The sequence below is a fragment of the Halobacterium sp. CBA1132 genome (genome assembly GCF_001485535.1).
In the GTDB taxonomy this organism is placed as follows: Archaea; Halobacteriota; Halobacteria; order Halobacteriales; family Halobacteriaceae; genus Halobacterium.
The window spans coordinates 1645202-1659197 of the sequence record NZ_BCMZ01000001.1; the positions used below are offsets into that span (position 1 = coordinate 1645202).

Here is a 13996-nt window from a genome sequence, read left to right on the forward strand (position 1 = left end):
AGACCGACCAGCGACGGCTACAGCGAGACGAGGCCGAGGTGGCCGTCGAGCCCATCGACGAAGCGCACGCGCCGCCCGAACCACTCGCGGCCGCCGCCGAGGGGGTGGCGGTGGCGCGCGTCGTCGATGTCCGCGCTCAACAGCACGGCGGCGGGTCCGGGGCCGAGTTCGTCGAGGCGTTCGCGGACGCGGCCGCCGTCGGGGTCGCACAGCACCACGTCCTGTCCGGGGAATTGCGCGAGGTCGCCGTAGGTGTCGTCGTAGTCGCGTTCCGGTTCGGGGAGGCGATAGAGCCGCTGGAAGCGTTCGATAGCGCTGGCGATGTCGTCGGTGGCGAGGACGACCCACGAGATGCCCGACACGGGCGACCCGTAGAGGTCGCTGTCGGGGACGCGGTACTCGCGGGGCGTGCGGTCGCTGACGACGAACGGGAGGAGGCTGTCGTCGCCGCCGAGGAACGCGTGGTCCCACTCGACGAGCGTGCCGTCCGGACGTTCGCGGCGGCCCTGAATCGGGCCGTGAACGGTGACGTCGTGGTCGATGACGCGCTGACACTCGGCGTGGACGCTGCCCGTCTCCACGCACCAGTCACAGGGGCCGGCGATGGGGTCGGCGGCCTCGAAGTACGCCGGCCAGCGGTCGGGGTCTTCGCGCGTGGGCGCGACCAGTTCGAGATACGAGCCGTCCGGGAGCACGACCGCCGCCATCTCCGTGCCGGCGCCGGGGTGGGCGCCGCCGTACGTGGGGTCGAAGCCGGCGGCTTCGAATCGCTCGACGAGGGCGTCGAGGTCGCTGGCGGCGAACGGCACGTGGTCGATGACGGGGCGCATACCGCCCCGTTCGGCGCGCGCACGCAAAAGCCTGCGGCGGGGGCGTTCCGGAACTTCTGTAACGGCGTGGACCACACGGCGAAGTATGACAACGACTTCGAGCGCGCCGGGGAAGGTCTACCTCTTCGGCGAGCACGCCGTCGTCTACGGTGAGCCCGCGGTTCCCTGTGCCATCGAGCGACGGGCGCGGGTGACGGTGACGGCCCGCGACGACGACCGCGTGCGGGTGTCCGCCGACGACCTCTCGCTGGACGGGTTCACGGTCGAGTACGGCTCGAGCGCCGACGCGAAGCCGGACGTGGACGTGCCGACGCCGCTCATCGAGGCAGCGATGGGGTACGTGGAAGCGTCGCTCGAACAGGCACGAGACGCCGCAGACAGGCCGGATGCGGGCTTCGACGTGGAAATCGAGAGCGGGATTCCGCTCGGGGCGGGACTCGGGTCGAGCGCGGCCGTCGCCGTCGCGGGCATCGACGCCGCCACGCGCGAACTCGGTGCGCCGCTCGACGCCGAGGCGGTGGCGGAGCGCGCGTACCGCGTCGAACACGAGGTGCAGGACGGGCAAGCCTCCCGGGCGGACACGTTCTGTTCGGCGGTGGGTGGCGCAGTCCGCGTGGAGGGCGACGACTGTCGAGCCATCGACGCGCCGGACTTGCCGTTCGTCGTGGGGTACGATGGCGCGAGCCACGACACGGGGAAGTTGGTCGCGGGAGTACGAGACCTCCGCGACGAGTACGACTTCGCCGCGAACACCGTGGGCGCAATCGGCGACCTCGTGCGCGAGGGCGAGCAGGCGCTCGCGGACGGCGACCTCGACGCGCTCGGCCGCCTGATGGACTTCAATCACGGTCTGCTCGCGGCGCTCGACGTGTCCTCGCGGTCGCTGGACACCCTCGTGTGGGCGGCCCGGGACGGCGGGGCGCTCGGCGCGAAACTGACCGGCGCGGGCGGCGGCGGCTGCATCGTCGCGCTCGACCGGGAGGACGGCGTGGAGACCGCGCTGTCGCTGGCGCCGGAGTGCGAGCAGGCGTTCCAGGCGGAGCTCGCGACGGAGGGCGTGCGCGTCGAATGACCGTCGTCGTGAAACTCGGTGGGAGCGTCGTCACCGAGAAAGACCAGCCCGAAACCGTCGCCGACGACCGACTGGCAGCGCTCGCGGGCGCGCTCGGAGAGGCGGCCGTCGACGACCTCGTGGTGGTCCACGGCGGCGGGAGCTTCGGGCACCCGCACGCTGCCGACCACGGTATCTCCAGCAGCGAGGGGTCCGCGGAGGCTGCTGCGGCCCGCGACGTCGCGAGCGCGATGGAGGAACTGAACGGGAGAGTTGTCGGTGCGCTCGCCGATGCGGGCGTGCCGGCGGTGCCCGTACATCCGTTCTCTGTCGGCCACCGAACTGTGGACGGCGAACTCCGCTTCGAGACCGCGCAGTTGGAAGCGATGCTGGGTGAGGGGTTCGTGCCGGTGCTGCACGGCGACGTGCTCACGCAGGTCGGAGACGGAGCGACTATCGTCAGCGGCGACGAACTCGTCACGCACGTCGCGCGAGCGTTGGACGCCGAGCGGGTGGGCCTCTGCTCGACGGTCCCCGGCGTCCTCGACGAGTCCGGGGACGTAGTCGCCGAGATTACGGACTACGACGACGTGGCCGCCGCGCTCGGGGGCAGCGACGCCACCGACGTCACCGGCGGGATGGCCGCGAAAGTCCGCGCGCTGTTGGCGCTCGGCGCGCCCGCGTTCGTGTTCGGCCCGGACGCCCTCTCGGCGTTTCTCGCGGGCGAGGACGCCGGAACGCGCATCGAGGGGCGCTAGGCGTCGGGTTCGCCGACTTCCACGTCGGCGTCCGGCGCGTTCTCCTTGACGCTCTTCAGGCCCTGTTTGGCCTTCTGCTCGGAGGCGTACCCCTCGCCGCTGTCCGCGATGATGTTGCCGTTTCGGTGAACGAGGCGCCACCGGTACTGACCCGCTTCGTCCTCGTAGACGTGGAACGTCGCGTTCGCCATAGACGCCACGAGAACCGCCTTCGTGAAGGCGGTTGTGGCCGACGGGCCGACGCCGCGGCAATCCCCGCTGTTTTTAACACCGCGGGACGTAGGGCAGCCAAGAGCAGCGTCGCGGGCGTTGACGCGACGGCGGCCGACGGCTGTAAGACGCCGCGGCCGCCGTCGCCAGCGCGCGGCTGTTTCGAGACACGACTCCCCTTACCGGGGTTTCAGTGCTTCAAAACCATGGAAATCGAAATCGCAACAATCGGCGGATACGAAGAAGTCGGTCGGCAGATGACTGCCGTCCGAGCCGGTGACGACATTGTCATTTTCGACATGGGCCTCAACCTCTCGCAGGTCCTGATTCACGACAACGTCGAGACCGAGAAGATGCACAGCCTCGACCTCATCGACATGGGCGCCATCCCGGACGACCGCGTCATGTCCGACCTCGAGGGCGACGTGCAGGCAATCGTGCCGACGCACGGCCACCTCGACCACATCGGTGCCATCTCGAAGCTCGCGCACCGATACGACGCGCCCATCGTCGCGTCGCCGTTCACGCTGGAACTCGTGAAAGGCCAGATCGAGGGCGAGCAGAAGTTCGGCGTCGACAACGAACTCGTGGAGATGGAGTCCGGCGAGACGATGTCCATCGGCGACGAGTGCGAACTCGAGTTCGTCCACGTCACACACTCCATCATCGACGCCATCAACCCGGTCCTCCACACGCCGGAGGGGTCGGTCGTCTACGGCCTCGACAAGCGCATCGACCACGACCCGGTTCTCGAAGACCCCATCGACATGGAGCGCTTCCGAGAGATCGGCCGCGAGGGCGAGGGCGTCCTCTGTTACATCGAGGACTGTACGAACGCCGGCCGGAAGGGCCGCACGCCGTCCGAGAGCGTGGCGCGGCGCCACCTCAAGGACGCGATGCAGAGCATGGAGGACTACGACGGCGGCATCGTCGCGACGACGTTCTCCAGCCACGTCTCCCGGGTCTCCTCGCTCGTGGAGTTCGCGAAGGACATCGGCCGGGAGCCGATTCTGCTCGGTCGCTCGATGGAGCAGTACTCGGGTACCGCCGAGCGCATGGGCCGCGTGAACTTCCCGGACGACCTCGGGATGTTCGGCCACCGCAAGAGCGTCGACCGCGCGTTCAAGCGCGTGATGGACGAGGGCAAGGAGAACTTCCTGCCCATCGTCACGGGCCACCAGGGCGAGCCGCGCGCGATGCTCACTCGGATGGGTCGCGGCGAGACGCCCTACGACATCGAGAACGGTGACAAGATCATCTTCTCGGCGCGCGTGATTCCGGAGCCGACCAACGAGGGCCAGCGCTACCAGAGCGAGCAGCTGCTGCGGATGCAGGGCGCTCGCATCTACGACGACATCCACGTCTCCGGCCACCTCCGCGAGGAGGGCCACTACGAGATGATGAAAACGCTCCAGCCCGAGCACATCATCCCCGCCCACCAGAACATGAAGGGCTTCGCGCCGTACGTCAGTCTCGCGGAGAGCCAGGGGTACAAGGTCGGTCGCGACCTCCACGTGACCTCGAACGGCAACACCATCCAGCTCGTCGAGTAGATGTCCAAGAACGCCCGCGAACAAGCGGTGCTCAGCGCGGTCCGCGAGCGCCGCGAGAAGGTCAACGCCGCCATCGACGAGGACCTCCCGGCGCAGCGCCCGGAGCGCCTCTACGAGGCGGCCCGCTACCTCTTGGAGGCCGGCGGGAAGCGCCTGCGTCCAGCAGTCCTGTTGTTGACCGCGGAGGCGCTGGCGGACGTCGAACCCGGGAGTACGGACTACCGGGCGTTCCCGGACCTGACGGGCGGCGAGGTGGACGTGATGTCGTCGGCGGTGTCCATCGAGGTCATCCAGTCGTTCACGCTCATCCACGACGACATCATGGACGACGACGACCTCCGGCGCGGCGTGCCGGCGGTCCACCGCGAGTACGACACCGAGACCGCGATTCTCGCGGGCGACACGCTCTACTCGAAGGCGTTCGAAATCATGCTGCGGACGGGCGCGCCGCCCGAGCGCGGCATGGGCGCGATGCAGACGCTCGCGGAGACGTGCACCCACATCTGTGAGGGCCAAGCCCTCGACGTGGACTTCGAGACGCGGACGGACGTCCTCTCCGACGAGTACATGGAGATGGTGGAGTTGAAGACCGCGGTGTTGTACGCCGCGGCGGCGTCGATTCCCGCGGTCCTGCTGGGCGCCGACGACGACACCGTCGAGGCGCTGTACGACTACGGGGTCAAAGCCGGGCAAGCGTTCCAGATTCACGACGACGTCCTCGACCTCACGGTGCCGTCCGAGAAACTCGGCAAGCAGCGCGGGTCGGACCTCGTGGAAGGCAAGAAGACGGTCGTGACGCTGCACGCCAGCGAGCACGGCGTCGACGTCGATAATCTGCTGGACGCCGACGACCCCGAGAACGTCACCGACGACGACATCGAGGACGCCGTCCAGCGACTCCGCGAGGTCGGTAGCATCGAGTACGCCCGCGAGTGCGCGGACGAACTCGTCGCCGAAGCCAAAGCCCACCTCGACGTGCTGCCGGACAACGAGGCCCACCGTCGACTCGAACAGGTCGCGGACTACCTCGTCGAACGGGGCTACTAACGTACCTTTTTTTGCGCTCGGGTTTCCTCGCTCGCGGCCACCGGCCGCTCGCTGCGGGAACCTCTCGCGCAAAAAATCTACGCTAAAAAAGCCCGCTCGCCGCAGGCGAGCGGTGGTCACGCGAGCGTCAGCGAGCGTGACGTCGTCAACGCGCAGCGTTGACGGAAAACCGCGCGGCGAAGCCGCGCGGATGCTCTCCGCGCCGCACAGCTGTCGCTACGGACCGTCTTCGTCCGTCCGGTCGAGGTACGCGCGGATGCGGTCGTCGTCGAGGTGTTCCAGGATTCGGTCGTGGGCTTCCTGCCGGCGGCGTTCGATTTCCTCGTCGTCGACGTACCTGCCGAGGCGGTCGTCTACTTCCGACTCGCGTAGCGCGTCCAGTTCGTCGTCGCTGAGGTCGTGGTCGGCCGGGACGTGCTCGTCGAAGTACTCGCGCCAGCGGTCCGGGTCGGCCCACTCCTCGTCGCGAGCGCGCTCCTGTCGGAGCCAGTCGACGCGCTCGGCCAATCCCTCGGGATACCCGCGTTCGCGGCGGGCGTCCCCGACGACGTGGCGGCCGACGAGCGCGCCGAAGCCCGCCGCGGCGATGGCCTGCGTCGACCACTCTTCGACCGGTGACGCGATGTAGAGGCCGTCTATCGGCGTTCTGCCGTCGCTGTCGGCGTACGTCCGGTCGAAGTGTTCGTGTTCCTCGCCGCCGTGGTCGTGGGTCTCGTACATCTCGTCGTCGGCGTCCAGCGGCCGGAGGTAGTCTGCGTCGTAGCGGGTCGCCGCGACGACGCGACTCGCGCGGATTGGGTCACCGGACTGGGGTTCGACGACGAATCCGCCGCCGTCCGCGCGTTCGACCGACTCGACGAAGTCCTCGACGACCTCGCAGCCGACTGCTTCGGCGTGGTCGTGGGCGAGCGCGTAGAACGTCTCGATGTCGATACCCGCAGGGAAGCCGAGGTAGTTCTGTAGGTGCGCGCACTGCCGGAGCGACGAGCGCCCGCGGTCGAAAACCACCGTGTCCAGTCCTTCGCGAGCGGTGAAGACGCCCGTCGAACAGCCCGCGGGGCCGCCGCCGACGACCGCCACGTCCCACTCTGTGTCGTCGGCGTTCGCGTCGGGTTCAGTCACGCGTCCCCCCGCTGACCCCGACTCGTCGTTCGGTCGTGGCGTCTCGTCTCGGTCGCCGGGTTCGGTCGCACTGGTGCACGATTTTTAGGCTAGCCTAATCCAACATAAACGCATCGGGACCGCGCAGCAACTGTTATGCGGCGGGCGACGCCACCGTAAATATTAATCCAGAAACGGCCGGGAGAGGCCTATTCGACGCGTTTGAGGCCTTCGCGCTCTACGTAGACGTCCATCTCCTCGGAGAGTTCTTCGAGTTCGTCCAGTAGCCGCTCTTGGTGCTCGCCGAGTTCGTCCCGAGTGCCCCGGGGCAGCTGCTCCTCTAGGAGGTCAGTGTACCGAACGCGCAGTTCGAACGTGTCGTTCAGCGTTCCCTGTAGCGCCTGCACGGTCGCACGGTCACTGTCCGCACTCCGGTTCGCCCACGCGCTCAGATTCGAGACGAACCCCTCGTCAATGTCCACGCGGTCGTGCTCGTCGACGAGCTGGTTGTACCACTTCTTTACCTGCGTCGTCAGCGTGCGGCGGAGCGTCCACGGCATGTCATCAAACCGCGACACCGGCACCTGAAGGAGAGAATCCCCCGCATAGATGACGCTCATGTTCGCGAAAATGTCCGTCCGCGTCTCGTCGTCGTCCTCAATAGTGCGCTCGCTCACTTCGCCAGTCATCAGCGCGCGAATCACGTCCTCGCGCTCGACAGCGAAGGATGCGGTTTCCTTCTTGAAGTAGAGGTAACCACCACCTATGAGGAGAATCAACCCGAGTAGAATCGGAAGGAGTTCGCCGCTCAGCCCGAAGAACGCGAAGATAGCGCCGACGACGAGCGCGCCTGCGCCGTGGGGACCGTACGGTTTGTATTCGAGTTCGCCTTGGCCGACGGGGTGTGGTTCCGAGGACGCAGCGAGACGGCCTTTGACGCGGCCGGTTTTCTCACCGACATCCTCGCTCTCGATACTGAGATCGGTTTCTTGGTTGCCAACGGTTTCGTACTTGAAGTCACCGTCCTGCTGGATTTCCTCCAGGCTGCGTTTGAGGGACCGATAGAACTGGCGTGGGTTAATGCCAGTGTAGTCGCCCTCTACGAACTTCGTTGCCTTTCGGAGAGACTGCCGTCCATATGATAGGTCCCTCTTACTGGGGTTGTTTCTCGACATACACATTCCAACTGATAGGACTGGTATAAAGGTTGTACCCTACACTAGGCCACGGCAATCAGCGTTGCCGAAATGCAGGCGAGGCCGCAGCGACGACTGCCACGAGTGCTGTCAATGCCCCGAATACCGACGCGGCACCACTGGACTCACCTCATCGGCATCCCGCTGCTGCTCGGCATCTGGCTGTACGGCATCTACGACGCCTACCACCTCGCCGAGGACCCGGAGCGCGCCGGGTAGTCGGCGCGAATCCCAACGGATTTGCCCGCCTCGGGCGAACGACCACGTAATGGACGACGAACTCCGCGAGCGCGTCCGCCGCGAAGCCGAGACGGCGGCCTTGTTCAACGCGCTCAAACACGACAGCGACGCCCAAGTCGGGGCCATCATGGGGCCGCTGATGGGCGAGAACCCCGGGTTCCGCGAGCACGGCGACGAGATTCCCGGCACCATCGCGCCCGTCATCGACGACGTGAACGCGATGGACCGCGACGAGAAACGCGAGCGCCTCACCGAACTCGCGCCCGAGCGCGTCGAGGAACTCGACGCCGAGGACGAGGAAGACGACCAAGTGCTTCCGGACCTCCCGAACGCCGACGACTACGACGACATTCGGATGCGCTGCGCGCCGAACCCGAACGGCCCGTGGCACATCGGCCATGCGCGGATGCCCGCGGTCATCGGCACCTACGCCGAGGAGTACGACGGCGAGTTCATCGTGCGCTTCGACGACACCGACCCCGAGACCAAGCGCCCGCTGGTGTGGGCGTACGACGAGATTCTCGACGAAATCGAGTACCTCGGCTTCGAACCCGCGGAGGTCTACCGCGCGAGCGACCGACTGGAGACGTACTACGAGCACGCCCGCGACCTCATCGAGAAGGGCGGCGCGTACACGTGTAGCTGTCCCGGCGAGGAGTTCTCGGAGTTGAAGAACAGCGCCGAGGCGTGCCCGCACCGCGAGAAGGACGTCGAGACGGTCCGAGAGGAGTTCGCGGCGATGGTCGACGGCGAGTACGACTCCGGCGAGATGGTGCTGCGCGTGAAGACCGATATCGAGCACAAGAACCCCGCGCTCCGGGACTGGGTGGCGTTCCGCATCATCGACACCCCGCACCCGCGCGAGGAGGCCGAACAGTACCGCTGCTGGCCGATGCTGGACTTCCAGTCCGGCGTCGACGACCACCTCACAGGCGTCACGCACATCGTCCGCGGCATCGACCTGCAGGACTCCGCGAAGCGTCAGCAGTTCGTCTACGACTACTTCGACTGGGAGTACCCCGAGGTCATCCACTGGGGCCACGTGCAGGTCGACGCCTACGACGTGAAGATGTCCACGTCGACCATCGGGGAACTCATCGACGCGGGCGAACTCGACGGCTGGGACGACCCGCGCGCGCCGACGCTCCCGAGCGTCCAGCGCCGCGGCATCCGCGGGGAAGCCATCGTGGACGCGATGGTCGAGTTGGGAACGTCGACGAGCAACGTCGACCTCTCGATGTCCGCCATCTACTCGAACAACCGCGACCTCGTCGACGACGACGCACCCCGGCAGTTCCTCGTTCGGGACGGCTTCGATCCGCGCGGCTCCGACGCCGAGCAGTCCTTCTCCGCCACCGAAGTCCCCGTCGAGGGCGGCCCGGACAGCGCGCACCCGCCGGTCCACCCCGAGCACGAGGACCGCGGCGAGCGCGACATTCCGGTCGGTGACGCCGTGCTAATCGAGGAGGACGACCTGCCGGCGGTCGGTGAGCGCGTCTGGCTGAAGGGGTACGGTCCGGTTCGCTACGACGGCGAGCGCTTCGAGTACCTCGACGCCGACATCGACGTCGTCCGCGAGGAGGGTGTCGACGTCGTCCACTGGGTGCCCGCCGACGACAACGTCCGCGTCCGCCTGCGGACGATGGACGGCGACGTCACGGGCTACGCCGAACCCGGATTCGCGGCCGTCGACCCGGACGACGTCGTGCAGTTCGTTCGCGTCGGGTTCGCGCGCTGTGACCGCCACGACGCCGACGAGTCGGTCGCGTACTACGCGCACCCCTAGGCGAACCGGAGCCACGCGACGACCGCGAACACGGTCGTCGTGAGCACGACCTGCATTCCTGCGGACGCGAGCACCCCGACAGTCGCGTAGCCGGCGCGCCGCGCGCTCCCGGGCACGTCGTTACTCGCGCGGAGTTCGACAGCGAAGACGGTAGCGGCGACGCCGACCAGGAGCCCGAGCGGACCACCCGGAAGCATGAGCACGAAGCCGACGACGCCCGCCATCGCCGCCGTCCGTGTGCTGGTGCCGCCGGCGCGAGCACCGACGAAGCCGGCGAGCCAGTCGACGAGCGTAGCGACGACCGCGAGACCGACGAGCACGGCGAGCAAGAGGAAGCCGGGCTCACCGGTCGTCCACCAGTAGACGAGGACACCGGCCAGCGAGAGCAGGCCGCTCGGGAGCAGCGGGAGGACGCTCCCCACGACGCCGGCGGCGAGGAGCACGAACGCGACCGCGACGAGCGGGTCCATAGCGGGAATACGCGAGGGCGTCGTTAGTCTTCGTCGGTGAAGCGTGCGAGTTCCTCGCGGGCCGCGGCCGTCCCGTACGCGTCGACCAGCGGGCGGAGCGCGTCGCCGAGCGCGCGCATCGCCTGACTCGTGGAGTGGAAGTCGAGGTCGGCGGCGACGGCGTCCCACGGTCGAACTTGGAGGAGTTTCGCGACGAGGAGGCGCTCCTCACGGGCCGACAGGAGGTCGGCGTCGCCGGCGACGAGGTGGTGGACGGCGAGGCGTCGGAACGGTTCGGGGTCGACGCTGTACATTCCGGGGCCGTGGGCGGCGCCAGCGACGACGCGCCACGACGAGTCCGCGAGGGCCAGTTCCGGGGCGGCGTCGCAGGCGCGGAGCGCGGCGCGCGCGACGTCCGGGTCGAGGTCTCGTAGCGAGTCAGCGAGCACGCCCGCGGCGCGGTCGGCGAACCAGTCGGCGTGGCGGCCGTGGAGGCGCTCGCCGAGGTGAGAGAGCGGGTCGAGCATAATCGCCGAGTACTCGCCGCTGGTGTCGTTGCGGGTCGTCGAGACGTGGACCGTCGAGTAGCCGTTCGCGCGCCAGAACGACAGCAGTTCGGGGGTGGCGCCGTAGCCGACGCCAAGCCAGTCGGCGTCGGCCTCGTACTCCGCGCGCAGTTCGCCGAGCAGCCGCGACCCCAGTCCTCGGGAGCGGGCGGCGTGGTGGGTGGCGATGCGCATCACGCGGTAGCCCACCGGAACCGCGGCGTCCTCGTCGCGGAGTTGGCTGGTGAGTACGTCGGGAATCATGTTCCCCTTCACGCGGGCGCCCTCGTACATGTCCGCGCGGAGCTCCGCGTCGAGGCCGCCCTCCCGGGCGAGCAGCGCGACGGAAACGACGTGGCCGTCGTGGACGAGCGCGCGCACGGCGAGGTTCGGTGCGTCCAGCAGGCGTGCGAGGTCGTTGGGTTCCGTGCGGTAGTGCGCGTACACGAGCAGGCCGAACGTCTCCCTGAGCAAGTTCTCGTCCGCGAGGAGGTCGTCCGGAGTGAGCGCCTCGTACGTAACGCTCTCCGTAGTCGCGTCCTCGACGAGCAGGTCGACGGCGGGGCGGGAGTCCAACAGGAGCGCGCGGAACGCCCAGACTTCGACGGGGTCGCCGGCCGCGTACCGAATCGGGTCCGCGAGCGTCACGTCCGCGACGTCGTGGGCGGCGTCGGCGAGTCGGTCCCGGAAGCGCACGTCGAACCCGCGGCCCGCGCCCTCGTAGCCGTGGACAGTGGTTGTGAACGCGAGGCGCTCGCAGTCCAGCAGGGATTCGAGCAGGCGCACGGGGATTGCGGCGGCTTCGTCGGCGAATACGGCGTCGGGGTCGCCGGGGAGGTCTGCGGCCACCGGCGGTTTCGCGAACCGGATGCGGCCGCCGGCCGGCGTCTCGATGGCGCCGTCGTCGGCAACGAGCGCGTCGAGGTCAGCGAGCAGTTCCCGGGCGCGGGCGAACAGTTCGCTGGCGCTCCGGCGGCCCGGCGCGGTGACGAGCACGTCCAGTCCCTCGCGGGCGAGACACGCCGCGGCGAGGCCGGCAGCGCTGGACTTCCCGCGGCCGCGGTCGGCCTCCGCGACGACCGCAGCGGGCGGGTCGCGCAGCGACTCGAAGGCAGCGAGCACGTCCATCTGGTCGCCCGTGAGACACGCCTCGTAGGCCTCGCGGGGGAACGCGCTGTCCGCGGGCGGTTCGGGTAGTGGTTCGGCGAGGCGGGGCGCTGGGTCCATCAGACCGTCCCGTTCGAGAGTGTCGGCGTCCACGTCGTAGATACCGATGCCGGGATGCGCTCGGAGCGTCTCGACGAGCCGACGGCGGAATCGGCCCGCGACGTCCGCCACGCCGAACGGCGGGACGGCCAGCCCCTCGTCGAACGCGTCCCGTCGATTCGGCCAGTCGTCGAGCGGCGGCGTGAGCACGAGCAGGAGGCCACCGCCGTCGACGGCACCGACGATGCGCCCGAGCGCGTTCGGTCGGCAGTCGGCGTGCGCGTCGAAGACGACGGCGTCGCGGGTCGTCCCGAGGAGTTCGTCGGCGTTCCGCGGGCCGACCCGCTCGCAGGCGAGTGCGTCCCGCGTGGAGACGAGCGTCGTCCCGGTCAGCGGAATCGCGAGCGCGTCGAGAACGCGGTCGGCCGCCGACACGCACGCCTCGCGGTCGCCCGTGAGGACGAGCACGCGGCGTTCGTTCGCGGCGCGGGCTTCCTCGCGGAGCGCCCGTGCGGCCTCGACGACCATCGGTCGTGTTTCGGCGAGCCGCGGGAAGGGCGTTTCGTCCCACGCACCCGGCGACGGCCCTGCGGCGGCGTCGCACGGCGACACGCATTGAAAGCGCTTTTAACTGAGGGGCACCCAGATATAGGATACAGTCCACGGGGGTCGATGATGCTCCTAGCCGTCAGGGATTCCGCACCGGCAGGGGAGCGCAAGCCCGTCCGTGGAACTAGGTGAACAATACATGCCAGTGTACGTAGACTACGACGTTCCAGCAGACCTCCAGGAACGAGCCCTCGAAGCGCTCGAAGTGGCTCGTGACACGGGTACAGTCAAGAAGGGAACCAACGAGACGACGAAGGCCGTCGAACGCGGCAACGCGGACCTCGTCTTCGTCGCCGAGGACGTCTCCCCCGAGGAGATCGTCATGCACCTCCCCGAAATCGCCGAAGAGAAGGGCATTCAGGTCGTCTTCGTGGAGACGCAGGACGAACTCGGCAACGCCGCCGGCCTCGAAGTCGGCAGCGCCGCCGCGGCCGTCGTCGACGCCGGCGACGCCGAGGGCGACGTCGAGGACATCTCGACCAAAATCGAGGACCTCCAGTAACCACCCATGAGTGCTGAGGAAACTGAAGAAGAGGGCTCCACGCCCGCCGAAGTCATCGAGGTCGTCGGCAAGACCGGGATGCACGGCGAGGCGATGCAGGTGAAGTGCCGCATTCAAGAGGGCTCCAACCAGGGACGAATCATCACGCGAAACGTCCTCGGTCCCGTCCGCGTGGGCGACGTCCTCCAGCTCAAGGAGACGGCCCGCGAGGCGGACTCCATTGGTGGTCAGTAATGGTCCAGACACGCACCTGTGACTACTGTGGCGACGACATCGAACCCGGCACGGGGACGATGTTCGTCCACAACGACGGCAGCACCGTCCACTTCTGCTCTGCGAAGTGCGAGAAGAACGCGGACCTCGGCCGCGAACCGCGCGACGTCGAGTGGACCGACGAAGAGTCCGAGGTCGAAGAGTAGATGAGCCACCACGACGAGCGCACGTTCGTGATGGTCAAGCCCGACGGCGTCCAGCGCGGTCTCATCGGCGATGTCGTCTCGCGGCTCGAGGACAAGGGCTTGAAGATGGTCGGCGGGAAGTTCATGCAGATCAGCGAGGAACTCGCCCACGAGCACTACGGCGAGCACGAGGGCAAGCCGTTCTTCGACGGGCTCGTCGAGTTCATCACGTCCGGTCCCGTCTTCGCGATGGTCTGGGAGGGCGCCGACGCCACCCGCCAGGTCCGCCGCATGATGGGCGCGACCGACCCGCAGGACGCCGCACCCGGCACGATTCGCGGCGACTACGGTAACGACCTCGGGCAGAACATCATCCACGGTAGCGACCACGAAGACGAAGGCGCGAACGAGCGCGAAATCGAGTTGTTCTTCGACGAGGACGAACTCGTCGACTACGAACTCGACACGGCGACGTGGGTCTACGAAGACGCCGGCGACCACTAACTCCGGCCGTC

The 13996-nt window shown here is 68.2% G+C and carries 16 protein-coding genes; 10 read left to right on the forward strand and 6 right to left on the reverse strand.

Annotation, left to right across the window (positions count from 1 at the left end; genetic code table 11):
* Nucleotides 1-17: 17 nt before the first annotated feature.
* Entirely contained in the window at nucleotides 18-830 is an 813-nt protein-coding gene (locus AVZ66_RS08565) for a VOC family protein (RefSeq protein WP_058983665.1), read from the reverse strand.
* An 85-nt stretch (nucleotides 831-915) separates the two neighbouring features.
* Here AVZ66_RS08565 and mvk point away from each other — a divergent pair, with 85 nt between their 5' ends.
* Together mvk and AVZ66_RS08575 are read left to right on the forward strand one after the other, a co-directional pair.
* On the forward strand, nucleotides 916-1902 hold the full coding sequence (mvk, locus tag AVZ66_RS08570; RefSeq protein WP_058983666.1) for a mevalonate kinase: 987 nt from the start codon (nucleotides 916-918) through the stop codon (nucleotides 1900-1902).
* Nucleotides 1899-2639 (forward strand): isopentenyl phosphate kinase, encoded by a 741-nt coding sequence (locus tag AVZ66_RS08575; protein ID WP_058983667.1) that lies wholly within the window; start codon nucleotides 1899-1901, stop codon nucleotides 2637-2639. The genes mvk and AVZ66_RS08575 overlap by 4 nt, the downstream gene beginning before the upstream one ends.
* Here AVZ66_RS08575 and AVZ66_RS08580 read toward each other — a convergent pair.
* Nucleotides 2636-2830 carry an HVO_2922 family protein gene (locus AVZ66_RS08580; RefSeq protein WP_058983668.1) on the reverse strand — a complete coding sequence of 65 codons (195 nt, stop codon included), beginning with the start codon at nucleotides 2828-2830 and terminating at the stop codon, nucleotides 2636-2638. The genes AVZ66_RS08575 and AVZ66_RS08580 overlap by 4 nt on opposite strands.
* A 225-nt stretch (nucleotides 2831-3055) precedes the next feature.
* On the opposite strand from AVZ66_RS08580, the gene AVZ66_RS08585 reads away from it, so the two are divergent.
* Both AVZ66_RS08585 and idsA3 read left to right on the forward strand, forming a co-directional pair.
* Nucleotides 3056-4402, forward strand: a complete 1347-nt coding sequence (locus tag AVZ66_RS08585; RefSeq protein ID WP_058983669.1) for a ribonuclease J — start codon at nucleotides 3056-3058, stop codon at nucleotides 4400-4402.
* Entirely contained in the window at nucleotides 4403-5449 is a 1047-nt protein-coding gene (gene idsA3, locus AVZ66_RS08590; protein WP_058983670.1) for a geranylfarnesyl diphosphate synthase, read from the forward strand.
* Between the two features lie 216 nt (nucleotides 5450-5665).
* Here the strand turns inward: idsA3 and AVZ66_RS08595 are convergent, their stop codons facing one another.
* Both AVZ66_RS08595 and AVZ66_RS08600 read right to left on the reverse strand, forming a co-directional pair.
* Nucleotides 5666-6571: an NAD(P)/FAD-dependent oxidoreductase gene (locus AVZ66_RS08595; RefSeq protein ID WP_058983671.1), complete on the reverse strand. Its 906-nt coding sequence runs from the start codon at nucleotides 6569-6571 to the stop codon at nucleotides 5666-5668.
* A gap of 188 nt (nucleotides 6572-6759) precedes the next feature.
* Entirely contained in the window at nucleotides 6760-7725 is a 966-nt protein-coding gene (locus AVZ66_RS08600; RefSeq protein WP_058983672.1) for a hypothetical protein, read from the reverse strand.
* A gap of 114 nt (nucleotides 7726-7839) precedes the next feature.
* On the opposite strand from AVZ66_RS08600, the gene AVZ66_RS17055 reads away from it, so the two are divergent.
* Both AVZ66_RS17055 and AVZ66_RS08605 read left to right on the forward strand, forming a co-directional pair.
* Nucleotides 7840-7965 (forward strand): hypothetical protein, encoded by a 126-nt coding sequence (locus AVZ66_RS17055; RefSeq protein WP_269432472.1) that lies wholly within the window; start codon nucleotides 7840-7842, stop codon nucleotides 7963-7965.
* A 49-nt stretch (nucleotides 7966-8014) separates the two neighbouring features.
* A complete protein-coding gene (locus AVZ66_RS08605; protein ID WP_058983673.1) occupies nucleotides 8015-9772 on the forward strand; it encodes a glutamate--tRNA ligase in 1758 nt (585 codons plus the stop codon).
* On the opposite strand, the gene AVZ66_RS08610 is transcribed toward AVZ66_RS08605, so the two are convergent.
* Nucleotides 9769-10242 carry a DUF456 domain-containing protein gene (locus tag AVZ66_RS08610; RefSeq protein WP_058983674.1) on the reverse strand — a complete coding sequence of 158 codons (474 nt, stop codon included), beginning with the start codon at nucleotides 10240-10242 and terminating at the stop codon, nucleotides 9769-9771. The two genes, AVZ66_RS08605 and AVZ66_RS08610, sit on opposite strands and share 4 nt — an antisense overlap.
* A 23-nt stretch (nucleotides 10243-10265) precedes the next feature.
* Entirely contained in the window at nucleotides 10266-12500 is a 2235-nt protein-coding gene (tmcA, locus tag AVZ66_RS08615; RefSeq protein WP_058983675.1) for a tRNA(Met) cytidine acetyltransferase TmcA, read from the reverse strand.
* Nucleotides 12501-12720: 220 nt separating this feature from the next.
* On the opposite strand from tmcA, the gene rpl7ae reads away from it, so the two are divergent.
* Genes rpl7ae through ndk form a run of 4 tightly spaced genes read left to right on the forward strand, consistent with a single transcriptional unit; the run spans nucleotide 12721 to nucleotide 13985 of the window.
* Nucleotides 12721-13083: a 50S ribosomal protein L7Ae gene (gene rpl7ae / locus AVZ66_RS08620; protein ID WP_058983676.1), complete on the forward strand. Its 363-nt coding sequence runs from the start codon at nucleotides 12721-12723 to the stop codon at nucleotides 13081-13083.
* 6 nt (nucleotides 13084-13089) lie between these two features.
* Nucleotides 13090-13317, forward strand: coding sequence for a 30S ribosomal protein S28e (locus AVZ66_RS08625; RefSeq protein ID WP_058983677.1), 228 nt, complete (start codon nucleotides 13090-13092; stop codon nucleotides 13315-13317).
* Nucleotides 13317-13502, forward strand: a complete 186-nt coding sequence (locus tag AVZ66_RS08630) for a 50S ribosomal protein L24e (RefSeq protein ID WP_058983678.1) — start codon at nucleotides 13317-13319, stop codon at nucleotides 13500-13502. Before AVZ66_RS08625 ends, AVZ66_RS08630 begins: the two co-directional genes overlap by 1 nt.
* Entirely contained in the window at nucleotides 13503-13985 is a 483-nt protein-coding gene (gene ndk / locus AVZ66_RS08635) for a nucleoside-diphosphate kinase (RefSeq protein WP_058983679.1), read from the forward strand.
* Nucleotides 13986-13996: the final 11 nt, after the last annotated feature.